The sequence below is a fragment of the Acinetobacter sp. P1(2023) genome, assembly GCF_028367635.1.
Taxonomy (GTDB): Bacteria; Pseudomonadota; Gammaproteobacteria; order Pseudomonadales; family Moraxellaceae; genus Acinetobacter; species Acinetobacter pittii_E.
This window is the reverse complement of sequence record NZ_JAQNDD010000012.1, coordinates 36,689-60,069: the sequence shown is the minus strand read 5'-3', so window position 1 is coordinate 60,069 and position 23,381 is coordinate 36,689. Positions and strand designations below refer to the sequence as shown.

The window sequence follows — 23,381 nt, the reverse complement described above, 5'->3', positions numbered from 1 at the left end:
AAAGTGTAGCAATAATCAGATGAGGAAGGTAGCCAAGCATTCTTTAAATACGAGTCAGGCTAAAGATTTATATCTTAAGAAATCCACCAAATCATCAGTGGTAAAGTCACCGCAGCACATAAGGTTTGAAAGCTAATCACGGCTGCCATGAGCTGACTATCGCCACCTAAAACTTTGGTTAAAATGTATGAAGCAGAAGCAGTCGGTAGCGCAAAGAAAATGACTAAAATTTGTGTTTGAAAAATTGGTAAATCAAACCACGTACAGACCATATAAGCCAAGGCAGGCACTGCTAAAAGTCGAGCAAACGTGTCTGCTGCTAATACCACAATGTCTTTTTTAATTTGCATAAACTGCAAAGCTGCGCCAACACATAACAAACCTAGTGGCAAACTCGACACTGAAAAAAGCTTAATAAACTGAGCAAAACCCTCCCAAATCGGGATGTGAAGTGCATTGACTGCTGCCCCGACCACACATGATGCAATTAACGGGTTTTTAAGGAGTGCAATCAAAACAGGTTTAATTGCCATGTGTTCTTTAGAGGTTAATGCAAGCACCGAAATAACGTTTACCAGTGGAATGCAAAGCGCCAATAAAATTGCCAGAATTGCCATTCCTTCACTTTTAAAAAGTGAGGTCACTAAAGCCAAACCAATATAGGTATTAAAACGAACCATACTTTGTACATGCACACCAAAACGTGTGGGTGGTATGTGCCAAAACATTCGGATTATGTATAAAAAGGCGGTCACTGTTAAAACCACAATCAACATTGCAATAATGGCTGTACTCAAGCTTTGTAAGTCAATTTTTGCGGTCGATAGCGTACTGAAAAGCAAAGCGGGAAATAAAATATAGTAATTCAGCTTCTCTGCCCCAGCCCAAAACTCATCGCTAAAAAAACGATATTTTTTAAACAGGTATCCCGATGCAATTAATGCAACTAAGGGAAAAAGAGATAAAACAATGCTATTCATTTCTTTACTCGAGTTTGGTGGGGCTTGCTATTTTTGGCAACTACCTTGGTTTACTCATATATTAAAGATAATGAAAACTCATGATAAAATGAGTTTTTACTCATAACAAATACAACATGACCTTTACCCAGCTTGAAATTTTTGCACTCATTGCTGAACTAAAAAGCTTTACTGCTACCGCTGAAAAATTGGGCATTTCACAGTCGGCAGTTTCCCATGCGCTTAAATCATTAGAACAACAATGGGGCATTAACCTGATTTCAAGAGCCCAGAGTGATATTGAGCTCACCACGACAGGTCAACAGCTTCTTACACATGTAAAAGAGTTATTGAGTATTTCTGATACCTTAGAAAAAGAAGTGGCTGCCATCCACGGTTTAAATGAAGGAACTTTACGTATAGGGTCTTTTGGGGCTTCATCCTCTATTTATTTATTGCCTGAAATTTTAGAAGCCTTTCGGCAACGCTACCCAAAAATCGAAATTTATATTGATGAAGGTGAAGATAAAGAAGTTGCTCAGTGGTTATTAGAACGGCGCATCGAGGTTGGTTTTTTAATTATGCCCGATGAGCGCTTCGATACATTTCCCTTAATTGAAGACCGTTTTGTTGCCCTAATTCCAAATGGTTACCCACTCGCAGAGCAGCTCTACATTGATCCAGCACAGCTAGAAAACTGCCCTTTCATTATGACAATGGCGGGTAGTCGACATCAGGTCGAATTAATTTTAAAAAACTTTAATGTGAAACCAGACATCAAATTTTATGTTTCACAAATTTTAAGTATCGTCAGCATGGTTCACAACCAGTTAGGGGTGTCCATTGTCTCTGATATGGTCATCACCAAAGAGTTCCTCTCACTTTATCCAAATGTGGTTAAGCGCCCTTTTAAACCGAACCTTAAACGTTCTATTGGACTCGCGGTGAAAAACAAAAAACATATCAGTCCTGCTGTGAAAGCATTTATTGAAGTCGCACAATCAGTTTGGTCAGATCATTAAGAATATGAACGATTCTTTTTAAACTTTAATAACGAACTCTTTCAGGTCAATTTATCAGCACATTAGATGACTTGTAACGTAAAAAGCGCCATAACTGCCCTATCTTAACCAAATAGACGCACCATTTATCGCCAAAAACCACTTTTCTAATTCAAATTGGTGCACTTATTGCATATTCACTTTTATGCAATTGAGTTTGTTTCGACAAACTTAGGTTTTTAGATTCCTTAAATCTATTTTGGTGCAATTTACAGACCCAGATTTGTTCCAAAATGGAATTTAGCACTTTTTTCGAGCATGCTATGCAAAATGTAGATCTATTTTTCTTATTACTTGGTGCAGTTTTGGTTCTTGCCATGCACGCAGGTTTTGCATTCTTGGAACTTGGTACGGTTCGCCATAAAAATCAGGTGAACGCACTGAGTAAAATTCTGACTGACTTTGCTCTCTCTGCAATCGCATATTTTTTTGTTGGCTATTACATTTCGTATGGTCAGCACTTCTTCCATGATGGAACGGTTTTATCAAGTGATCATGGCTACAACCTGATGCGTTGCTTCTTTTTACTCACTTTTGCTGCGGCAATTCCTGCCATTATTTCAGGTGGTATTGCTGAACGCGCGAAAATGCGTTCACAAGCAATTGCGACACTCGCTTTAGTTGCGCTGGTTTATCCATTTTTCGAAGGTATGGTCTGGAATGGTAACTACGGTCTGCAAAAATGGTTAGAAGTAACTTTTGGGGCAGCTTTTCATGACTTTGCAGGTTCAGTCGTGGTGCATGCTATGGGTGGTTGGATTGCACTTGCTGCCGTGATTTTATTGGGTGCACGTTCTGGTCGTTATAAGAAGGATGGCCGTGTAAGTGCTCATCCGCCATCTTCTATTCCCTTTTTGGCGCTTGGTTCATGGATTTTAATTGTTGGCTGGTTTGGCTTTAACGTGATGAGTGCTCAGCGTGTTGATGCGATTTCTGGTCTGGTTGCCATTAACTCGCTCATGGCAATGGTCGGCGGAACAATTACAGCAAATGCAATTGGGAAAAATGACCCTGGTTTCTTACACAACGGCCCACTTGCAGGCTTAGTTGCGATCTGTGCAGGCTCTGACATTGTTCACCCAATTAGTGCGCTTATTATTGGTGGTGCAGCTGGTGCAATGTTTGTATATCTATTCACCTATACTCAAAACAAACTTAAAGTGGACGATGTACTCGGTGTATGGCCTTTACATGGTGTATGCGGTGCATTTGGTGGTATTGCAGTAGGTCTATTTGGTCAGCAATGGCTTGGTGGTTTAGGCGGTGTCTCATTCATCTCTCAACTCATCGGGACAGCGCTCGCGATAGCCATTGCACTTGCTGGCGGCTTTATTGTTTACGGCTTGCTTAAAGCAACTATCGGCATTCGTTTATCTCAAGAAGACGAGTTCCGTGGTGCAGATTTATCTATTCATAAGATTTCAGCAAACTCTGAAGAAGGTATGTTTTAATACTTGTTAAAGTGCTCTAAGCGACGATACTTCTCGTCGCTTTTTTTATTTTTTAAAGAAAATTGAACTTCTTTCTTCGTATAGTTTAAGAGCAATTTAAGCTTAATTTTATGTAATGCCTTTACTCACAATTTAATTGATGTTGCATGGCATGAATCAACAAAAACAATTTTTTCAGCTTAATATCATTCTTCTTTTTTTCAGTTTTTTCCTGCTTTTGATCGTTTTTCCTGTGGGTGGAAAAATTGACATGTATTTCATCCACCCTTGGATTGATTCAACAGGTCATTTTTTCAATCGGGACAATTGGTATCTTGAAAGACTGAATCATGAAATTGTTAAACAAATCATTACTACCATTTACGTCATCTTTTTCGGTCTATGGCTTGCATCATTTAAAATTGAAAAATTAAAGCTTTATCGCTGGCAATATGGTTATATGTTTTTTGTGAGTATGATTGGTAGCGGTATAGTTGGCCTCTTAAAATCACAATCGGCTCATGCGTGCCCTTGGAATATGGTTCATCCTACTGCTTTAAGTTATGTATGGGACTTCACTGCTAAGCATGGGCATTGCTTTCCAGGCGGCCATGCAAGCGCTGGTTTTATTTTAATGACAGGTTATTTTGTTTATCGCCTTGAACAACCTAAACGTGCCTATTTTTATCTCATTGCGGGCATTATTTTGGGCTTTATGATGGGTTGGGGACAAATGATGCGTGGAGCACATTTCCTGAGTCATAATTTATGGACAGGTTGGGTGGTTTGGGCAGTGAATATCTTATTCTATGCAATTTGTATTCACCGCTTTAAATTTGAGAAACGAATCAAACAAGAACTTACCTAATCTCAAGTTCTTGTTTCGTGAATATGGAGAACTTTAGGAAGTTTGACCAAAACAGAAAGTCCACCAAGCTCTAAGCTTCTGTCTAATGTCAGAGTCCCACCTAAGCGCTGAGTCGCTCGATCTACAATCGATAGCCCCAAACCACTGCCAACCTCAAGGTGGTGATGTACACGATAAAAACGTTTTAGTACTTTATCATAATGCTCTGGGTCAATCCCCGCCCCGCTATCTTCAATTTGTATACATGCATCTCCATCTGTAGCAGTGAAAACAGAAATATTGATCATCCCTTCATGAGGCGTATATTTGATAGCGTTATCAATTAAGTTAAAAATAATTGAATGAACTGTTGGCTCGACACTATGCATTTCAATTGGTTCGTTACGAACAAACCCTAAGTCAATTTCTTTTTGCATAGCCAGATTAACAAGCTGCTCAACGCAGTTTAAAGCCACATCATTGAGTTGAAAAGCCTTCGTCGGTTCAATCACACTTAAAGAGACATCCTGCTTAGCCAGAGCTAAAAGCTGCGTCACTAAATGCTGAATACGTGCTAATCCTTTACTCAAATTTTGCAGTGATTCATGCTCAGGAAACTGACTAATTAAAATCTTGGTCTGTAAATTTAAAGCAGTCACAGGAGTTCGAAGTTCATGAGCAGCATCTGCAATAAACTGTTTCTGTTCATTTTGTGCTTTAGAAATACGCTCAAAAAGACGGTTCATTTCATCAATTGTGGGTAACAGTTCTTGAGGATAATCCACAACTTCAATAGGTGTCAGCTCTTCTGAGTCACGGTGAGACAGTTCATTTTTAAAGTCATCGATCGGCTTTAAACCTCGACGAATAATTGCAGCTAAAGCAAAAATCGCAAAAGGTAAAATAATCAAATATGGAATAAACATACTGCCCGCAAGCTCCCAAGCAAAAGCTTCACGGACTTTTTCTTGTTGGCTAATCTGGATTTGATAATCCTTTAATGGCAAAACATAAGTACGGATTAAACCTTGACTAGTTTTATGCGAATAAAAGCCTGCTTGTGTAACGGGTGGAACCAATAAGTGAAGGTGATGAGATAAATGGGCTTGGTCTTTATAAGCCCAAATATCTACAAATAGATCTTCTTCATGATAAGTTTTATGAAAATCAAACTCACTGCTTACCGTTTTCAATGGATATTCAGCTGTTCTTTCAGCTAAATATCGCATTTGCGTATCTAAAATTTCATCGACTTCTTGAAGTGCAACCTTATAAGCACTAAAAATTAATATACAACCTAAGATGACACTGAAAATTGAGGTGCCCCAAATCAGTCGTTTTTTTAATGAATAATGCACTGTTAAGAAGTTCCAAAATTTAAGTTACGATTGCCCTAAACGGTAACCCAGCCCTCGAATCGTTCGAATAAAGTCTTTCCCGAGTTTAGCTCTCAAGTGATGCACATATACTTCAATCGTATTACTGGTTACATCGCTATCGAAATCATATAACTTATCTTCAAGATTTGCTTTAGAAAAGATTTTATTTGGGTGGCTCATCAAAGGAATAAGAATCGCCCATTCACGATTGGACAAATCAATACGTTGACCTTTAAAAGTAGCAATGTGCTGTTCAACATTTAAAACCAGATCACCACTTTGTAATAGCTGCTCATGATTGGCAAGCTGAGCCTCTACCCCACTACGGCGTAATAGCGCGTGAATACGAGCAAGTAACTCATCAAACTCATAGGGTTTGATCAGGTAATCATCTGCGCCATGGTTTAAGCCATCCACGCGGTTTTGTAACTGATCTCGTGCTGAAATAATTAAAACTGGTGTCGCTGCTCTTTGGCGAATTTGCTTTAAGACTTGCATGCCATCCATCATCGGTAGCCCTAAGTCTAAAAGAATTAAATCGAATTTATTTTTAGCTAACTGAGCCAGACCATCTAAGCCATTATTGACCCATTCCACCTCAAATTGATGATATTGCAGCAACGTTATTGTTGATTCTGCAATCATAAAATCATCTTCAATCATCAAGATTTTTGTCATGTTTTAAGCTCGCTTTAATTCACATGGGCACACGAGTGCAGCATATCCAGTTGAGGGTTGATGACCTGAGTTTTTACGCCTAACAAGCTTAATAAGCTTGGGAATAAATTATCCTGACTTAACGTTTCTTTTGTTTGTTGGCTTAAACAACTTACTTGTGCAAAATTGTGTTGTTTCCATTTATCAGAGAACCACATAATCATTGGTACATGTGTTTGTTGACTCGGTGCAATTGCATACGGTGAACCATGTAAATATAAACCATGTTCACCAGTTGATTCACCATGATCAGATAAATACCATAAACCTGTTTGATATTTCGATATTTCTTTTAAATTATCAATCAACTGACTTAACACATGATCTGTATACACAATCGTATCATCATAACTATTCAATAACTCTGTTTGAGAACAGCCCTGTATCGCATTAGTATCACAAGTCGGTTTAAACGGTTGATATTGAGCAGGCGCACGTTTGTAATAGGCTGGGCCATGACTTCCAACTTGATGTAAAACAATGAGCCGTGGACGGGTATCTTCTTTAGGAATAGTTGCTAAATACTCATTTAAGCTATCAATTAAAATATCATCATAGCATTCGCCGTCTTTACACCATTTTTGCTTTAACTTTTCTGATATCGGGTACTGCTCAACACGATCACACGCGCCCTTACAACCAGAATTATTATCAATCCAAGTCACTTGGTAACCCGCTCGTTTGGCAATGTCCAATAGACCTTCACGATGACTTGCAAGTTGTTCATCATAGTCAACGCGTGGCATACCAGAGAACATGCATGGAACTGACACAGCAGTTGCTGTACCGCATGAGCTGACTTGTGAAAAATTCAAAATATCTTGTTTAGAAAGCTCTGGATTCGTATTTTTAGCATAACCATTTAATGCAAAACTTTCCGCACGGGCAGTCTCGCCTACCACCAAAACCATTAATTTAGGCAAGTTGTTTTGTACTTGCTGAACTTGATGAGCATCCTCACCATAATGTATGAGTGGCAGGTTCTTTTTAGGTGCCATTTTGTGATAATAAGACATTAAAGATGAAATACTATTTTGTGGTGAGATCATACCTTTCAAATCACGATGTTCACGAAAAATAGATGCGAAATCAACATAATAAACAAATAATAAAACACCAACGATTGCACATGAACCAACAATCGAACCAAGCTTTTTCATCAATAAATAAGATACTTTTTCCTTTTTAAGTTTTACCTGCGTAATTAAAATAATAGGTAAAACCACAAAGAAAATTGTCCAAAGCCCAAAACGTAATGAAATTAAATCAGAAACTTCAGATACATCAGTTTGTATCATATTTTGAATCTGATCTGGCGAGATGATTACACCTAACGTATTTACAAAATAAGAGCTAAAACCACCAATCACGACCAGCAAAATTGCAAAAAGTTTAGCCGTCCATTTCCAGTTTAAAATTTGTAAAAGCGCATAGTAAGCAGCGACCACAATAACTACTGTAGCAGCTAAAAATAGAATAGCCTTTACTCCAAAATATGGAGTTAAAATATCAATGCTATGGAAGAAACCAATATTGAGAATGGCCCCTAACCAAATAGCTAAAATTAAATTAAACATAAACAGTGAAACCTGTTTATTTTTTAATGTAGAAAAGAAATTCAGCATCTCGGACGACTACAATCTTTTTATGATGCTCTAATGTAGAAATTGAAACTTAAAAATGACTTAAATAAAAAATGATCTAATCCAAAGGCCTTACGGCATCTTTATTTTTAAATTTTAAATAACAAAAAGGCGAGATTCATTAACCTCGCCTTTTTTAATTTTTAACTAAATATTGTTCTTAGAAACTATATTTAGCCATTAAACCAACACGGTTATCTTTGTAAGACTTACCATCAAATGTATCACGCTTACCGTTAACGTATTCAACACCTAAATCAATTGGTTTAACTGGTGTATAAATGAAGTTAATCCATGCTTGTTGAACTTTTTCATTACCAGCTGCATATGCTTTAGCATAATCAGTGCCGTCATCAGAGAATTGAGCGCCGTAAGCTAAAGTCGAACGTAAGTTAGGTAAAATCTTATAAGTTCCACCCACTTGTACGGCTACAAATTCATTTTGCTCAATATCACCATTTACGATTGTATAGGCCTTATTACTACCATATAAGTAGTTGCTGTTACCTACAACATAAGATGCATCAGCAAATAGTTTTAAAGGATCAGATACTTTAAAGTCTGTACCAACAGCTACACCCCAACCAGTTTGGTTATCACCGCCAGCTTTTGATTTATAGTTTTCAACTAATGCACGAGCTGAAGCAGAACCTTTACCATCTGCATAGCCTTGAGTGATTTTAGCAGTTAATACTGGCAAACTATATTTAATACTGTCATTTACCCAGCTACCATCTGTATCTTTTGTACCAGTAAGACCAGTGCTATCACCTTTTTCAGCCGCTACAAACAATTGTGTTGCTGGTCCTAGTTTGTAGTTATAGCGTACTTGTGGAACACGAGTAGTACCACCACCAATGTTTGTCGAGAAGTCGATCATTTCTGGTGCATGATTAGCTAAGAAGTTTGAAGTTGTTTGACCAAATAACCAGTTATTATATGTTACATAAGCATGACGAACACGCAATGAGCCATTTGAATCTGTTGTTGAACCAGCAAAGTCAACTTCGAGTTTACCACCGACTTTGGCATCATTTACTGGAGCTGTGAAATCTAAGCCTAGACGAGTTGTTTTAGCAGTTGCACGAATTTTGTCTTTTGCTTCGCCTTTTGATTCAGCTACTTTACCAAAGTCGTTATCAGCACCTTCAATAATATAATTAGCGTCGCCACGAACAAAACCATATAGATTCACATCAGCGCCAGCTTTAGATTTAAATCCTGCTAAAGGTGAAACTGGCGCAGCAACAGGTTGTGCTTTAACCTCAGCGAGTTGTACTTGCTGTTGTTGCTGTACTTGCTGTTGTTGTTGCTGTACTTGCTGTTGTTGTTGAATTAAAGCTTTAAGTGCTTCTACTTCTTTACGAAGCTGTTGAATTTCCGCTTTGTCGGAAGTTGCAGCATGTGCCCCACTCATCATTAAAGCTGTTACTGTAAGAGCTAAACTTTTAATAACGAAAGATTTACGATTAAGGAATAGATCCATCAAGAACTCCTAAAAATATATTTTATGTTGCCTATCCATGCCAAGTTGATTTACGCCATTAAATTAAGGGGCTAAAAAATCAACTCTCCTCCACTTTGGTTACATTAATTTTATTACCGCAACCAAAACCAATTTCAACGCTGTGCAAGACTAAAGCCTATAACCAAAGACATACTTTGTTTTACAGATTTTTACCTTAACTTCATGTTGTAACGAATCCTACACAACTCTCTTATCTTATAGAATGATTAAATCGTTATTTCATTATTCTTTTTTAGACTTTAGGCTAATATCCAATCTAATTGAACATTTTTCTGCCGATTTTGATTGATTCACATGATTTTTCTTGTTATCGAAGTCCATTTTTTCTCCAGTTAGCTTCCATTTGCTACCCACACAAGATGGCACAATTAATAGCGCATTTAAATAGCTAAAAATATACATTTTTAAAAACATAGACCAAGGTAGTAGATCTAGGCTTGATCATGGCTTAAGCAATATTAAGTTTCTTTATTTCATTTAGTTAACATTAATTTTCCTGTAGTTTTTCATGTTTCCAGAGATAAATAGGCAGTAAAGTGATTAGTCCAATAGTGACAATAGCTATCAAATAATGGAAATAACCAAGTACATCACCAATCACCCCACTACAACTATAAAGGAGACCACTCACAGTCGCCATGACTGATACTTGAAAGGTAAAATCTGTTCCCGCATATTCTTTACGACTGTAATGCATGACTAGAGTCAACATAACCACCAACAACATTGCCGAGAAGGCGTCTTCTAAAGCATTTACTATATAGATAGCCCAGACATTGAGCTGAATTTTTTGTTCATAGGTATAGGCTAAGTAAGCATAGGCTCCTAAACTTATAATTTTAAAGACTGAAAAAACAATTAAAGCTGTTGACCTTGAAAAGTATTTAAGCCCCCATCCTGCTACTGCGGCCCCTATCAGCGCCGCTACTGCACCGAGCATCGTGATATAAACACCAATTTGTGTAAAACTTAACCCCATATCCACCATTAATGGTTTGAGTAATGGTCCCGCTAAACCGTCCGCTACTTTAAAAGTGATGAGTACTATTAACCAAGAACGGAGCTCTTTACTTTGGGAGAAATATCCCAAATAGGCTTTAATTTTTAGAATTAAATTTTGTTGGCCAAGTTTGGGTTCTTCATTTAAATGAGAAGTGTGTTGAGGCTCTTTAAATAATAAAACGGGTAAAGTATTTAAAAATACTATGGTTGCTAATAGCAAAAAAGTAGGTTGCCATGTCAGCCAGTCTAAACACCAAAGTACGGCGCCTCCACCGACAATAAAACCTAACCGCGAACCAATGACCTGAAATGTATTCCCCCAATGTTGTTGATCATGTTTCAATAAATTGACTGCTAAAGCATCGGTCGCAATATCTTGGGTTGCTCCTGTTAAATTCATAAAAAGAAGTGAAATGAAAAAGGCGAATAAATAAATGGGCTGATCTAAAGCTTGAACGGGGAAAAAAGACAAAATACACAGCACACCTACCGTCAAAAACTGCGTAGGTAATATCCAACTACGATAGTGTCCTAAACGGGAAAGTGCGTATCGATCAACCCATGGCGCCCAAAAAATCTTGATTGACCAAGGCAGCATTAATAAGCCAAAACCACCAATATGGGCGAGTGAAACTCCTTCTGCTCTTAAGATCACGGGTAAAGCGTGCGTCATAAACCCAACAGGCAGTCCTTGTGCCCAATATAAAGAAAATAGCAGAAGATAAAGATTTTGCTGCCGCACCATAGAAACCTACTTTTTATTTGTTTAATGAGGAATAACATCAAATGTCATGTTGTTCTTACATTTTGCCAATGAAGCATATATTTCAAAAGATTAAGATAAAACGAGGACAAGTTAAAATTTAAAAAAATATGGATCAACATTTCCCTAATTTACCTGATTTGGTACCTCAACGTGGCACTGCTTTAAGCCGGGCGCTATTCAAGAAACTTTTTTTAGCACAAGGTTGGACAATTGAAGGCGAAGTTCCCAATTTTCCAAAAGCAGTCGCGATTATTTCTCCCCATACCTCCAATATTGATGGGTGGTATGGCTTTCTTGCGATTTTCGGATTAGGTATCCAAATTACAGTATTAGGTAAAGACGCTCTTTTTAAACCACCTTTTAAACGAGCTTTAGATTGGGCTGGAGTCATTCCTGTTAAACGTGACACGGCCAATGGACTGACAGAACAAGTCGTTGCCACCATACAAAAACATGACAAGATCTGGATTGGAATGGCACCCGAAGGCACACGTAAAAAAGCAAAAAAAATGAAAAGTGGTTTTTACCATATTGCTGCAAAAGCCAATATTCCCATTGTGATGTTTTCTTTCGATTATGACCGCAAGATGATTCACTGCTTAGGGCACTTAAATCCTAGTGGTAACTATGATGAAGATCTCGCTAAGATTTTTGAGCGTTATGAAGGAAAAATATCACCCAAAAATCGCAATTGGCTCGCTGAACCTTTACAAAATCTAGTGAAAAAAACCTAGCAAAAATTGAGCAAATCTGGTCTTATGGCCCTTCTTAATTTATCTCGACGTAGATTATTTTTAAAGATGAAAATTGCTCAATTTGCCAGTATTGGATTTATCTCTCTAGCACTCTTTGGCTGTGATAAATTTAGCAAAACACCAACACCGACAACCTCAATGAAAGCCCGTGAACCTGTGATTGCACTTGCTTTAGGTGGCGGTGGAGCAAAAGGATTTTCACATATTGGTGTAATCAAGGTTTTAGAGTCTCACGGAATTAAACCTAAAATTGTGACAGGTACGAGTGCTGGTAGCTTTGTGGGAAGTATCTACGCAAGTGGACAAACGCCTTATCAATTGCAAAGTTTAGCGCTGAAGTTACAAGAATCGGATATCCGCGATTTAACACTCAACCGTCAGGGTATTATTCTTGGACAAAAGTTACAGGACTACGTTAACCGTAACGTAGGCAACAAACCAATTGAGAAATTTCCAATTCGTTTTGCAGCGGTCGCAACGCGCCTTGATAATGGTCAAAAAGCTGACTTTATTAAAGGTAATGCAGGCCAAGCCGTACGTGCATCTTGTAGTATTCCAAATGTGTTTGTACCGGCAACAATTGGCAAGCAGAAATATGTAGATGGTGGATTGGTTAGCCCAATTCCTGTTAAAACCGCTCGTGATATGGGTGCTGATATTGTGATTGCGGTTGATATTTCTGCGCGTCCAGCAGGGAACCGCCCAGCCAATATGTGGGGATTACTGGATCAAACCATTAATATTATGGGTCAACAAAGTATTAATGAAGAACTCAAGCAAGCCAATGTAGTGATTCAACCTAAAGTGGGCCACTTAGGTACGCTTGATCTCAAGTCAAGTAATCAAGCAATTTTGGAAGGTGAAAAAGCTGCTCAAGCGCAAATACGCCAAGTCGAAACCGCAATTGCAAACTTCAAAAAATCTCCAGCTGCATTTAAACCCGCACCACGCCCTAAATTTTAATTGAGGTGGTTTTTTTCTATCCACACTCCCCATCATCTGCTACAGTGGTAAAAGTGATATTGAGTCACTTTTACCCATCATAAAGATATATAAAAGAGCAGATCTATGGAGTTTGTTATACAACCTTGGCACTGGTTTGTATTGGGTATCTTACTTATTCTTTCTGAACTGATTCTACCCGCCTTTGCCGCGCTTTGGTTTGGTATTGCCGCCATTATGGTGTGCTTTCTCTACTGGTTATTTCCAGATATTAGCCTCACAACGCAAATTGTATTGTGGATAGTTCTTTCAGTGCTATGCACCATTCTTTGGTTCAAATTTATTAAACCATTATCAATTGATAAAACTAAAGCGGGATTACCCCGTGAAGCGACTATTGGTCAAATTGGGATGGTGATTCAAACCGGTCTTGATCATGATCAAATTATTGTTCGCTTTCCAATGCCTATTTTAGGAGCCGATGAATGGAACTGTCGAAGTACTACTCCAGTCAAAGTCGGTGACCGCGTTAGAGTTATTGATATTTCGGGTAATGACTTAATTGTCCAGTCCCACGGTACTTCATAAACATTAAAGATAAAGAGAGGGTATTTTCATGCCAGTTGGTACTATTATTGTTTTAGCCTTTTTGGCTTTTGTGGCTATCACTATTTTTAAAGGGGTTCGCATTGTTCCTCAGGGTTATAAGTGGATTGTTCAACGTTTAGGTAAATATCACTCTACCCTAAATCCAGGGCTTAATTTTGTGATTCCCTATGTCGATGATGTGGCTTATAAAGTTACCACTAAAGATATTGTGTTAGATATCCCTTCTCAAGAAGTGATTACACGTGACAATGCGGTATTGCTCATGAATGCTGTGGCATATATTAATTTAACCACACCAGAAAAAGCAGTTTATGGTATTGAAAACTATACATGGGCAATTCAAAACCTTGTACAAACTTCATTACGTTCTATTGTCGGTGAAATGGATCTAGATGATGCCTTGTCTTCACGAGACCATATTAAAGCTAAGTTAAAAGCAGCTATTTCTGATGATATTTCAGATTGGGGTATTACTTTAAAAACTGTTGAAATTCAAGATATTCAACCCTCTTCAACCATGCAAGCTGCCATGGAAGCTCAAGCTGCGGCAGAACGTCAACGCCGTGCGACAGTAACGAGAGCTGATGGTGAAAAACAAGCTGCTATTTTAGAGGCTGACGGTCGCTTAGAAGCCTCTCGCCGTGATGCAGAAGCACAAGTTGTTTTGGCTGAAGCTTCACAAAAAGCGATTGAGATGGTCACAAGTGCAGTGGGTGATAAAGAAACACCTGTTGCTTACCTGTTAGGTGAGCAGTATGTCAAAGCAATGCAAGATATGGCGAAATCAAGCAATGCTAAAACTGTGGTTTTACCTGCCGATGTTTTAAATACAATTCGCGGCATTATGGGAAAACATAATTAATTCAGTTACTTTAAATAAGTTATTGAAAGCAAAACGGTGGCCATCATGCCACCGTTTTTATATTTTATATTATTGGTTTTTTAATTTTTTCTGATCCTTCAAAGGAAGTTTTTTCACGACTAAATCATAAGAATCATGAATCAAATCTTGAAGTAAATCACTTGTTAAGTTCTTATGCGGTGTAATCGAAATCCAGTGCTTTTTATTCATATGATAGCCCGGAATAATAAATGAATAGAGTTCTTGATATTCCTGACTTTTATACGGATCACATTTGACATTAATCATTTTGACACCCGCGACTTCTGTAGTCAGCATGAATATTTTTTCTAATATTTTAAAAACTTCATATTCAGGCCCAAATGGATGAGTTTGCACACTAAAAGGAAGATTTCGTGCAATTTCAATTGCATTTTGATGAAGCTGAGCACCATTCATTCTTTTCTCCTTTATTCATTGAATATGAATAGAAGCATGAATATTGATTTAATCTTATTAATTGGTACGAGCTAAAAGGAATTGTGAGATATCGACTAATTCTTTTGCATCGTCACCAAAATGACCTAAAGCTTCAAAAGCTTGATCATGTAATTCTTTAGCATAGTTTTTTGCTTGCTCAAGTCCCATTAAGGCTGGGTACGTCGATTTTTGTACTTGCTCATCCTTACCCGCAGTTTTACCCAAGGTTTCAGTACTCGAAGTAATATCAAGAACATCGTCTAAAACCTGAAAAGCCAGTCCAATTGTCTGGCCATATTGACGTAACTTTGGAATAGCTTGATCTGTTCCAGAGAAAATGGTCACTGCACCCATCATAATAGCCGCTTGAATGAGCGCACCAGTTTTATTGCGATGGATATTTTCAAGTTCGTCTTGAGTAATTCGCTTGCCTTCAGATTGTAAATCTAAAACCTGTCCAGAAACCATTTTAGAGCTGGCAGTTGCTAAAATCTGCATTTGTTTTAATACAATCGCGGCATCAGTACCCTGCCCTTGTTCATCAAACAAACGGCTACCTAAAACCTCAAAAGCCATTGATTGTAATATGTCACCTGCAAGCAAAGCAGTATCTTCACCAAAAGCAACATGACAAGTCGGTTGACCACGACGAAGCAAATCATTGTCCATACAAGGCAAATCATCGTGCACTAGTGAGTAACAATGAATAAGTTCAACTGCGACCGCAGCACGGCGAGCGGCAGCAAAATTTGGATTTGGCTGTAAAGAGGCAGTGGCATAACATAAAGCCGGACGCACACGCTTTCCACCAAGCATAACTGCATGATGTACTGCGCCTTTTAAAGGCTCTGGAATTGAGAATGCGGCCAGTGTCGTCAATAAATCTTGTTGAATACGTTGTTGAGCTTGTTTTAAAACATCCGCATTAACTTGAGAGAGTGATGACACAGTCGCCTCGATAAAATCAGTAGAGAAATTTTATTGAATGTCATGAAGCATTCATGCGCTACATCATACACGATTCACTGTGAAAAGTGCGTGATGAGTTTTCGAAGGCATATGTAAAAAAGCCTCTACAAAATTGAGAGGCTTTTTCATTCTTAAGTGTTTTAGAAACTATCACCCGGAACACGTACCCAACCTTCCATTAACACACGTGCACTCCGGCTCATAATCGCCTTTTTAACGACCCATTGATCATTAACAAGTTCGGCTTGAGCGCCAACACGTAATGTTCCAGATGGATGACCGAAACGTACCGCTTCACGCTCACCACCGCCCGCAGCTAAATTTACTAAAGTACCTGGAATAGCGGCTGCCGTGCCAATCGCCACTGCTGCTGTTCCCATCATCGCATGGTGTAATTTACCCATCGACAAAGCACGAACCAATAAATCGACATCACTATCTGGAACTTGTTTACCACTTGAAGCGATGTAGTTTTTCGGTTTAGAAACAAAAGCAATTTTTGGTGTGTGCTGACGTGCAGCCGCTTCTGAAATATCTTTAATTAAACCCATCTGTACCGCACCATACGCACGAATTTTCTCAAAACGTGCTAATGCCGTTGCATCACTATTAATATGATCTTGTAGCTCTGTACCTTGGTAACCCAAATCTTCTGCATTTAGAAAAATGGTTGGAATACCTGCATTAATAAATGTCGCTTGGAAACGACCAACGTCAGGGACTTCTAATTCGTCAACGATATTTCCCGTCGGGAACATATCACCGCCTTCTTCACCGTCATCGGCTGGGTCTAAAAACTCAATTTGAACTTCAGCTGCAGGGAAAGTTACTCCATCCAACTCAAAATCACCTGTTTCTTGAACTTGACCATTGGTAATAGGCACATGCGCAATAATGGTTTTTTGAATATTTTTTTGCCAGATTCGAACCGTGCATAGGCCATTTTCTGGAATACGATCTGCATCAACTAAACCATTTGAAATCGCAAAAGAACCAACAGCAGCAGTCAAATTACCGCAGTTACCGCTCCAATCTACGAAAGGTTGATCTATTGAAACCTGACCAAATAAATAATCGACATCATGATCTGGCTGAGTACTTTTAGCGAGAATAACTGTTTTGCTGGTACTCGAAGTGGCACCGCCCATCCCATCAATTTGTTTTCCATATGGGTCTGGGCTACCAATTACACGTAGTAAGAGCTGATCTCTGGCTTGTCCTGCAACTTGGGCTTTTTCCGGCAAATCATCAAGCTTAAAAAAGACACCTTTACTGGTTCCACCACGCATATAGGTTGCTGGAATTTTAATTTGCGGTACTGAGCTCATATCAACTGTTATCCTTACTATTATGTTCTTCTATATCAAAACAAGCATTCTTGTTTACCCTTCTCTTCATCTTAAATTGTTTTAAGGCCAAGAGATAGCGATCTGCTTTATACATCAATCGTATTGACGCGAGCATATTTTGAGAATTAAGCAATATGCTGGCAATGACTTAATCTAAGCAAAATCTAAGAAAAAAAGTCTATATGAAATTATATTTTTTAGAGGACTTTTTACTTTATATTGAAATATTAAAAGTAAACCATTGATTTTAAATATTTTTTATAATTACTTTTCAGTCACAGCTTATTAATTTGTAGTCTAGGCTAAAATAACTCCATCTATTAGAATAATTTACTTATTCATTGTGAGTGAAGACCTTTGACCAACGAATCTTCTACACTGCAACGAGGACTAAAAAATCGACACATCCAATTAATTGCTATGGGTGGAGCAATTGGTACCGGATTATTTTTAGGCTCGGCGCAAGTGATTCAATCTGCGGGACCATCCATTATTTTAGGATATGCCATTGGCGGCTTAATCGCGTTTTTGATTATGCGTCACTTGGGAGAAATGATTGTTGAAGAACCTGTTGCAGGATCGTTCAGCCATTTTGCGTATAAATATTGGGGGAAATTTCCCGGATTTTTAACCGGATGGAACTATTGGATACTCTACGTTCTGGTGGCGATGAGTGAGCTCACCGCGGTAGCCAAATATATTAATTATTGGTGGCCTCATATTCCAGCGTGGACTTCTGTCTTATTTTTCTTTGTCGTGATTACGGCAATTAACTTAACCAACGTCAAATTTTATGGGGAGTCCGAATTCTGGCTCGCTATTATTAAAGTTGCTGCGGTTATTTCTATGATTGTGTTTGGGCTTTATTTGCTATTTACAGCAGATGTAGGTTCAAGTATTTCATTTAGTAACCTTTGGTCTCATGGTGGATTTTTTCCAAATGGCTTTAGCGGCCTGTTCTATATGTTGGCTTTCTTGATGTTCGCCTTTGGTGGTATTGAACTGATTGGTATGGCCGCAGCGGAAGCAAAAGATCCGAAAAAAACCATTCCAAAAGCAATTAACCAAGTCGTTTTCCGTATCTTGATTTTCTATATCGGTTCACTAGCGATCTTACTTTCATTAGTGCCATGGAACCAGTTAGATCTTGGCGGTCTCGACAAAAGTCCATTTGTTATGATTTTTAGCCAAATGGGAATTGGTTGGGCTGCACACTTACTGAACTTTATTATCTTAACTGCTGCCCTCTCTGTTTATAACAGTGGGATGTTTGCAAATAGCCGTATGCTCTACAGTCTCGCTCAACAAGGGAATGCACCAAAAGTTTTTGCAAAAACTAATAAACAGGGGGTTCCTATTCCCGCTGTTTTGCTTTCTGCTTTATTAATCTTTGGTTGTGTTCTTTTAAACTACTTTGTACCTGAAGATGCCCTTGGACATCTTATGTACGTTGTGGTTGGTGCACTTGTTCTAAACTGGGCAATGATATCAATTACACATTTGAAGTATAGACGCTTTGTTAAGCACGCGAATATTAAGACATCTTTTCCAGCGTTATGGTCACCTTTTAGTAATTATTTAGTTTTAGCGTTTATTGCTGTGGTTCTCTATATTATGTGGACTCAAGGCTTCAAAGAGTCAGTAATGATGATCCCTATTTGGATTACGGCAATGCTCGTACTTTTTGACTATTTAAATCCTAAAAAACTAGATTCCATTGAAAATCCGGAAGAATAAATAAATCTAAAAAGCCATTGTCTAGACAATGGCTTTTTTGTTTATAATCAGAAAATTATGCGCCCTTAGCTTAACTGGATAGAGCAGTTGCCTCCTAAGCGACCGACGTGGGTTCGAGTCCCGCAGGGCGTACATACTTAACACGTTAATCCTTCACTTCAGCCAACAACGTTTCAGCTGCAAGTTTTCCTAAATTATTAGAAGCAAGCGGACTATCACCAGTTAACAATTTACGGTCTCTATGACATTGACCTGTAATGCCTTTATTTAAAATTTCGACACCGAGTTTTTCAAGGTTTTCACCTACTAGCCAAGGTAAAGCCCCCGGCATATAACCAATATCAATATTTGCTCCTTTATCTAATGAATCAGGGAATACACAAATTTGATAGCCTTTAAAAATATAGTTTTCTGGCTGTTCATCTACTGCCGCAGCCAGCAATGAAGCTGGACCATGACATAACGTAATAATAAATTTATCTTGTTCAACTGCCCATTTAAGGACTTTTTTCACTTCAAGGCTATGTGGAATTTTAGCTAAAACACCATGCCCACCCGGAATAAATACAGCCGCATAAGGTGAGTTTTCCCCCACTACTGTTTCTAAAATATCAGTTAGCTTTAAAGGATTTTTTAATTTATCTGCGTATTTTTGAAAAGTATCTAATACCACTTGTTCTTGCTTCGGCATTGCCCACATTTCAAGTTTGGCTGGATTTCCTGAAAGTGTTGCAATATCAATTTCAAAACCCGCATTATCTAAATGAAACATCGGTAAAAGCATTTCTACAGGATGGTTACCTGTTGAAAAGAACTTACCGTTTTGCATCTGGATGTAACGTTCATCAGTCGCAATCATTAAAACTTTTTTATTGCCCGTATACGGCGTTGAATAAGTCGTGCCATCGTAATCGGTTTTAGGAGCAGTATATTGGCTCAGTGAGTATGGTGATGGGAAAAAGGCATTATCTTCAGCCAAATCTGGAGTAGGATTTTTATCATCAATATTTGCGGTATTCATTGTTACTATCCTTTTCATCAGTATGGAAAGAAATAATAAGGTAAGAACCAATTGTTATTTCTTAATCAATTTATAGGTGAAGTTATGGAACTGGTGCAATCTGCCAATAGAATTTGGCAATTTTTATAGAGAAATAGGCAGAACCTAGAATTAAAAAGTATAGTTTAGGCGAACCTGTCGTTCGCCCAAACTTCAATGATTACAGCGTTACGCATTCATTTCTAAAACGATCTTTCCAATGTGATCACCTTGCTCCATACATGCATGGGCACTTTGCACATCTGAAAAAGCATACGTTTTATAGATTTGCGGTAAACATTTACCTTGAGCCAAAAGCGGCCATACATGCTCATGCAAAGATTGGGCAATCTCTGCTTTTTCTTGGCTATTACGTGCACGCATCGTTGAACCCGTAATTGTGGCACGTTTTAAAATCAGTTTCTGTAAATCAAATTCTTTTGCGATTCGTCCACCCATAAAACCAATAATGACCAGTCGGCCATCACGTTTTAATAGATTTAAGTTTTTCTGAAAATAAGAACCACCCACAATATCCAAAATAACATCAACACCTTGGTCTTGAGTATGTTTCAAAACTTCTTGCTCAAAATCTTGGGTTTTATAGTTAATTGCTGTGGTGAAATTTGAAAGTGCATCAACTTTATCTTCACTACCAACCGTAGCAAAAGTTTTAATTCCTAAAGCTTGGCAAATCGCTAAAGCTGTGGTTCCTATACCACTTGCCCCACCATGAATCAGTGCGGTTTCATCTTTCTTTAAACGGCCAATATCAAAGAGGTTTGCCCAAACCGTAAAAAATGTTTCCGGAATCGCAGCAGCTTGCGTAAAAGATAAATTTTCAGGTATTGGCAATACTTGGGTTGCAGTTACCGCACAGTACTCAGCATAACCACCGCCATTTGTTAGAGCACAAACTTTATCACCAACCTTGAATTGATCTACTTGCTCACCTACAGCAACCACGACACCAGCGACTTCAAGTCCCGGTATTTGAGTAACACCTTTAGGCATTGGATATAAACCCATACGCTGCAATACATCAGGGCGGTTAATTCCAGCAGCCTTTACCTCAATTAAGACTTCATCTGCTTGAGGTTCTGGAATATTAGCATCTTGAACTTTTAGAACCTCAGGTCCACCCGGAGCCGTAATTTCAATAATTTTCATGGTTGTTGGAAGGGTCATAAAATGCTCCATGTTTGACTTATATTTCAAAATACTTAATTTACTTTAAATAATTGAGGACTTGGGTGGAATGCCAAACAGTCGTTTAAATTCTCGGCTAAATTGTGAAGCACTAACATATCCAACTTCATAGGCGGCTTCTGCGACTCCCATTTTATTATTCATGATTAACTCACGTGCCTTATGTAACCGAGTAATTTTGATGTACTGTAAGGGCGAATAATTCGTCACCTTTTTAAAAGTTTGATGAAAAAGCGATATGCTCATGCCCGCTTGTTTCGCCAATTCTTGAACCGTTAAGTTATGATAATAATCACGCTGAATAATTTCACAAATGGTATAAATCACACCATTTCGACTTGCCATAGCCGATAAGCTCTCGACTAGATTGCCACCTGAAGCTTGTACCACACGATAAACCAATTCTCTTTTAACTTGTTCACCCAATATAAAAGTATCTTGTTTAGAGCGAAGTAAATTGAGCAATCTGAGAGCAACCTCTGAAATAGTGGCATTCATGTCAATCACTCTAAGCCCACAGCTTAATTTTAAATCTTCTGAATGAGCATCTTCAGTAACCACTTGTTGCTGTTTATCCATTTTAGTAATGAGATCAGCCATCATTTGTGGTTCAAACTTTATTGCAATCGCCAACATCGGTTCATTATTTTCGACAATAGTATCGCAATCAAACGGTATTGCAATTGAGATGAATAAGCACTGGCCTTGTTGAAACTGAAAGATTTCTTTACCAATATACCCTCGCTTTAATCCCTGTATCACTAAAACAATTGAAGGCTCTTGTAGCACTGCAATAGGTTTCGTGGAATGGTCTACCCGCATTAAAGTGATATTAGAAATAAAAGTAGGATAGAGACCTTCTACTGGAGCCAAGTGCAAAAAAGCATCGACCAAATGTTCTGTAAGATGATTTCGCGGCATAGTTTTATTGTGAGAAGTAATCTAATAATCAATATAACAATGAACTTAAAATGAAAACATCTGTCTTGCGTTTACTTTGTATAAATAGGCAATTCAAATCAATTTTTAGGCATAAAAAAACCTAGAGCATTCTAGGTTTTTTCACTTTATCAGATGATTTAAGCTGATAAATTAAAGAACATGGCTGCAATTAAAATAATTACACCAAGTACAATTCGGTACCAAGCAAATACACGTAATGTATGACGTTCTACAAATAATACCAATGCCTTTACAACAAACAGCGCAGCAATAAAAGCAGCAACAAAGCCTACCCCAATATTAATCATATTGTCTGAGGTGAGTACGTCAGCATTTTTAATCAAGTCAAAAGTTGCAGCACCCAACATGGTTGGCATTGCAAGGAAGAAAGAGAATTCTGTAGCAGCTTTACGTGATAAGCCCGCAAACATTCCACCCACAATTGTTGCGCCTGAACGTGAAGTTCCCGGAATCATGGCCACACACTGAGCAAGGCCTACTAAAAGCGCTTGTTTAAAAGTAATTTTAGTTGCATCCAGTGTCTTATGCTCAAACTGTCTAGATTCAACCCAGAAAATGATAAGAGCACCGACAATCAAAGCAATCGCAACGACGATTGGGCTGAATAAAACACTCTTAATGAAATCGACAGCTAAAACACCAATAATGACTGCTGGGAAGAATGCAATAAGCACGCTAATCGCAAAATGACGTGATTCTACATCGCCACTAAAGAATCCCTTAATCAAGTTAATAATTTTTTGTCGGTATAACCAGCACACTGCCAAAATAGCACCTAACTGGATTACGACCTCAAATACACGACCACCGTCTGAATGGAAATCGATAATATGACCAAATAAAATTAAATGGCCTGTACTCGAGATAGGTAAAAATTCAGTTAAGCCTTCGACAAAGCCTAAAAACAGTGCTTTTATAACTTCAAAATTTTCCATAACTTGCTCAAAGAAAGTTAATCATTAGAACGATCTAAAATTAGTTTTATCGCAATTGGTAAGTCCCAAATTAGACTTAACACATGTTCAATATCAGACCATTTCTAACGTTTGTGGTTATTGCCCCTAGTTAAAGGCAGTTTATTTAAAGTGCGATAATGTATCACAACATGATGACAAACTTGGGTTAACTATCGTAAAAAGATAAAACTTGGTAAAGA

The 23,381-nt window shown here is 38.2% G+C and carries 22 protein-coding genes and 1 tRNA gene; 9 read left to right on the top strand and 14 right to left on the bottom strand.

The genetic code is table 11. The features are described from left to right. Positions 1–74: 74 nt before the first annotated feature. Positions 75–980 carry an AEC family transporter gene (locus POD11_RS15800; protein WP_262457872.1) on the bottom strand — a complete coding sequence of 302 codons (906 nt, stop codon included), beginning with the start codon at positions 978–980 and terminating at the stop codon, positions 75–77. Positions 981–1,096: 116 nt separating this feature from the next. Here POD11_RS15800 and POD11_RS15795 point away from each other — a divergent pair, with 116 nt between their 5' ends. The 3 genes from POD11_RS15795 to POD11_RS15785 all read left to right on the top strand — a co-directional run bounded on the left by POD11_RS15795 (position 1,097) and on the right by POD11_RS15785 (position 4,318). Further along, on the top strand, positions 1,097–1,981 hold the full coding sequence (locus POD11_RS15795) for a LysR family transcriptional regulator (RefSeq protein ID WP_262457870.1): 885 nt from the start codon (positions 1,097–1,099) through the stop codon (positions 1,979–1,981). A gap of 302 nt (positions 1,982–2,283) precedes the next feature. Continuing rightward, a complete protein-coding gene (locus POD11_RS15790; RefSeq protein ID WP_262457868.1) occupies positions 2,284–3,471 on the top strand; it encodes an ammonium transporter in 1,188 nt (395 codons plus the stop codon). A gap of 139 nt (positions 3,472–3,610) precedes the next feature. Next, entirely contained in the window at positions 3,611–4,318 is a 708-nt protein-coding gene (locus POD11_RS15785; RefSeq protein ID WP_262457866.1) for a phosphatase PAP2 family protein, read from the top strand. A 2-nt stretch (positions 4,319–4,320) separates the two neighbouring features. On the opposite strand, the gene POD11_RS15780 is transcribed toward POD11_RS15785, so the two are convergent. The 6 genes from POD11_RS15780 to POD11_RS15755 all read right to left on the bottom strand — a co-directional run bounded on the left by POD11_RS15780 (position 4,321) and on the right by POD11_RS15755 (position 11,311). After that, positions 4,321–5,655, bottom strand: coding sequence for a sensor histidine kinase (locus tag POD11_RS15780; RefSeq protein ID WP_224992879.1), 1,335 nt, complete (start codon positions 5,653–5,655; stop codon positions 4,321–4,323). Positions 5,656–5,679: 24 nt separating this feature from the next. Then, entirely contained in the window at positions 5,680–6,354 is a 675-nt protein-coding gene (locus POD11_RS15775) for a DNA-binding response regulator PmrA (protein ID WP_002116411.1), read from the bottom strand. A gap of 14 nt (positions 6,355–6,368) precedes the next feature. Continuing rightward, a complete protein-coding gene (locus POD11_RS15770) occupies positions 6,369–8,018 on the bottom strand; it encodes a phosphoethanolamine transferase (RefSeq protein WP_262457863.1) in 1,650 nt (549 codons plus the stop codon). A 178-nt stretch (positions 8,019–8,196) separates the two neighbouring features. Continuing rightward, on the bottom strand, positions 8,197–9,522 hold the full coding sequence (locus tag POD11_RS15765) for a DcaP family trimeric outer membrane transporter (RefSeq protein ID WP_262457861.1): 1,326 nt from the start codon (positions 9,520–9,522) through the stop codon (positions 8,197–8,199). A gap of 264 nt (positions 9,523–9,786) precedes the next feature. Then, positions 9,787–9,978 carry a hypothetical protein gene (locus POD11_RS15760; protein ID WP_025470461.1) on the bottom strand — a complete coding sequence of 64 codons (192 nt, stop codon included), beginning with the start codon at positions 9,976–9,978 and terminating at the stop codon, positions 9,787–9,789. A gap of 73 nt (positions 9,979–10,051) precedes the next feature. After that, positions 10,052–11,311 (bottom strand): MFS transporter, encoded by a 1,260-nt coding sequence (locus POD11_RS15755; protein WP_262457860.1) that lies wholly within the window; start codon positions 11,309–11,311, stop codon positions 10,052–10,054. 128 nt (positions 11,312–11,439) lie between these two features. Between POD11_RS15755 and POD11_RS15750 the strand changes: the two genes are divergently transcribed. From POD11_RS15750 to POD11_RS15735, 4 genes are all read left to right on the top strand, one after another. Beyond that, on the top strand, positions 11,440–12,066 hold the full coding sequence (locus POD11_RS15750; RefSeq protein WP_262457859.1) for a lysophospholipid acyltransferase family protein: 627 nt from the start codon (positions 11,440–11,442) through the stop codon (positions 12,064–12,066). A 66-nt stretch (positions 12,067–12,132) separates the two neighbouring features. Continuing rightward, a complete protein-coding gene (locus POD11_RS15745) occupies positions 12,133–13,050 on the top strand; it encodes a patatin-like phospholipase family protein (protein ID WP_014207516.1) in 918 nt (305 codons plus the stop codon). 105 nt (positions 13,051–13,155) lie between these two features. Next, positions 13,156–13,617 carry an NfeD family protein gene (locus tag POD11_RS15740; protein ID WP_016143172.1) on the top strand — a complete coding sequence of 154 codons (462 nt, stop codon included), beginning with the start codon at positions 13,156–13,158 and terminating at the stop codon, positions 13,615–13,617. A 28-nt stretch (positions 13,618–13,645) separates the two neighbouring features. Then, a complete protein-coding gene (locus POD11_RS15735) occupies positions 13,646–14,500 on the top strand; it encodes an SPFH domain-containing protein (RefSeq protein WP_016143171.1) in 855 nt (284 codons plus the stop codon). Between the two features lie 69 nt (positions 14,501–14,569). Here POD11_RS15735 and POD11_RS15730 read toward each other — a convergent pair whose 3' ends face one another. The 3 genes from POD11_RS15730 to prpF all read right to left on the bottom strand — a co-directional run bounded on the left by POD11_RS15730 (position 14,570) and on the right by prpF (position 17,256). Next, positions 14,570–14,938: an MmcQ/YjbR family DNA-binding protein gene (locus POD11_RS15730; RefSeq protein WP_262457858.1), complete on the bottom strand. Its 369-nt coding sequence runs from the start codon at positions 14,936–14,938 to the stop codon at positions 14,570–14,572. Between the two features lie 57 nt (positions 14,939–14,995). Continuing rightward, positions 14,996–15,907, bottom strand: a complete 912-nt coding sequence (locus POD11_RS15725; protein WP_262457857.1) for a polyprenyl synthetase family protein — start codon at positions 15,905–15,907, stop codon at positions 14,996–14,998. A gap of 161 nt (positions 15,908–16,068) precedes the next feature. After that, the gene (gene prpF / locus POD11_RS15720) at positions 16,069–17,256 is read right to left on the bottom strand and encodes a 2-methylaconitate cis-trans isomerase PrpF (protein ID WP_262457856.1); all 1,188 of its coding nucleotides are present in this window, start codon (positions 17,254–17,256) and stop codon (positions 16,069–16,071) included. 378 nt (positions 17,257–17,634) lie between these two features. Here prpF and POD11_RS15715 point away from each other — a divergent pair, with 378 nt between their 5' ends. Together POD11_RS15715 and POD11_RS15710 are read left to right on the top strand one after the other, a co-directional pair. Next, a complete protein-coding gene (locus tag POD11_RS15715) occupies positions 17,635–19,014 on the top strand; it encodes an amino acid permease (RefSeq protein WP_004789335.1) in 1,380 nt (459 codons plus the stop codon). A gap of 59 nt (positions 19,015–19,073) precedes the next feature. Further along, a tRNA-Arg gene (locus POD11_RS15710) sits at positions 19,074–19,146 on the top strand. A gap of 13 nt (positions 19,147–19,159) precedes the next feature. Here POD11_RS15710 and hchA read toward each other — a convergent pair. The 4 genes from hchA to POD11_RS15690 form a co-directional block, all read right to left on the bottom strand. Then, entirely contained in the window at positions 19,160–20,035 is an 876-nt protein-coding gene (gene hchA, locus POD11_RS15705; RefSeq protein WP_239968227.1) for a glyoxalase III HchA, read from the bottom strand. Positions 20,036–20,242: 207 nt separating this feature from the next. Beyond that, complete coding sequence (locus tag POD11_RS15700; RefSeq protein ID WP_262457853.1) at positions 20,243–21,253, bottom strand: NAD(P)H-quinone oxidoreductase; 1,011 nt, start codon at positions 21,251–21,253, stop codon at positions 20,243–20,245. Between the two features lie 33 nt (positions 21,254–21,286). Further along, on the bottom strand, positions 21,287–22,183 hold the full coding sequence (locus POD11_RS15695) for an AraC family transcriptional regulator (protein ID WP_262457852.1): 897 nt from the start codon (positions 22,181–22,183) through the stop codon (positions 21,287–21,289). A gap of 158 nt (positions 22,184–22,341) precedes the next feature. Beyond that, a complete protein-coding gene (locus POD11_RS15690; RefSeq protein ID WP_016143164.1) occupies positions 22,342–23,160 on the bottom strand; it encodes an undecaprenyl-diphosphate phosphatase in 819 nt (272 codons plus the stop codon). Positions 23,161–23,381 lie beyond the last annotated feature (221 nt).

What these genes read in the sequence shown, in the direction of transcription:
- POD11_RS15765 (WP_262457861.1), bottom strand. Translation starts at nt 9,522, where the DNA reads ATGGATCTATTCCTTAATCGTAAATCTTTCGTTATTAAAAGTTTAGCT.
- POD11_RS15760 (WP_025470461.1), bottom strand. Translation starts at nt 9,978, where the DNA reads ATGTTTTTAAAAATGTATATTTTTAGCTATTTAAATGCGCTATTAATT.
- POD11_RS15740 (WP_016143172.1), top strand. Translation starts at nt 13,156, where the DNA reads ATGGAGTTTGTTATACAACCTTGGCACTGGTTTGTATTGGGTATCTTA.
- POD11_RS15770 (WP_262457863.1), bottom strand. Translation starts at nt 8,018, where the DNA reads ATGCTGAATTTCTTTTCTACATTAAAAAATAAACAGGTTTCACTGTTT.
- POD11_RS15800 (WP_262457872.1), bottom strand. Translation starts at nt 980, where the DNA reads ATGAATAGCATTGTTTTATCTCTTTTTCCCTTAGTTGCATTAATTGCA.
- POD11_RS15750 (WP_262457859.1), top strand. Translation starts at nt 11,440, where the DNA reads ATGGATCAACATTTCCCTAATTTACCTGATTTGGTACCTCAACGTGGC.
- hchA (WP_239968227.1), bottom strand. Translation starts at nt 20,035, where the DNA reads ATGAATACCGCAAATATTGATGATAAAAATCCTACTCCAGATTTGGCT.
- POD11_RS15700 (WP_262457853.1), bottom strand. Translation starts at nt 21,253, where the DNA reads ATGGAGCATTTTATGACCCTTCCAACAACCATGAAAATTATTGAAATT.
- POD11_RS15755 (WP_262457860.1), bottom strand. Translation starts at nt 11,311, where the DNA reads ATGGTGCGGCAGCAAAATCTTTATCTTCTGCTATTTTCTTTATATTGG.
- prpF (WP_262457856.1), bottom strand. Translation starts at nt 17,256, where the DNA reads ATGAGCTCAGTACCGCAAATTAAAATTCCAGCAACCTATATGCGTGGT.
- POD11_RS15695 (WP_262457852.1), bottom strand. Translation starts at nt 22,183, where the DNA reads ATGCCGCGAAATCATCTTACAGAACATTTGGTCGATGCTTTTTTGCAC.
- POD11_RS15735 (WP_016143171.1), top strand. Translation starts at nt 13,646, where the DNA reads ATGCCAGTTGGTACTATTATTGTTTTAGCCTTTTTGGCTTTTGTGGCT.
- POD11_RS15775 (WP_002116411.1), bottom strand. Translation starts at nt 6,354, where the DNA reads ATGACAAAAATCTTGATGATTGAAGATGATTTTATGATTGCAGAATCA.
- POD11_RS15790 (WP_262457868.1), top strand. Translation starts at nt 2,284, where the DNA reads ATGCAAAATGTAGATCTATTTTTCTTATTACTTGGTGCAGTTTTGGTT.
- POD11_RS15795 (WP_262457870.1), top strand. Translation starts at nt 1,097, where the DNA reads ATGACCTTTACCCAGCTTGAAATTTTTGCACTCATTGCTGAACTAAAA.
- POD11_RS15785 (WP_262457866.1), top strand. Translation starts at nt 3,611, where the DNA reads ATGTTGCATGGCATGAATCAACAAAAACAATTTTTTCAGCTTAATATC.
- POD11_RS15745 (WP_014207516.1), top strand. Translation starts at nt 12,133, where the DNA reads ATGAAAATTGCTCAATTTGCCAGTATTGGATTTATCTCTCTAGCACTC.
- POD11_RS15730 (WP_262457858.1), bottom strand. Translation starts at nt 14,938, where the DNA reads ATGAATGGTGCTCAGCTTCATCAAAATGCAATTGAAATTGCACGAAAT.
- POD11_RS15690 (WP_016143164.1), bottom strand. Translation starts at nt 23,160, where the DNA reads ATGGAAAATTTTGAAGTTATAAAAGCACTGTTTTTAGGCTTTGTCGAA.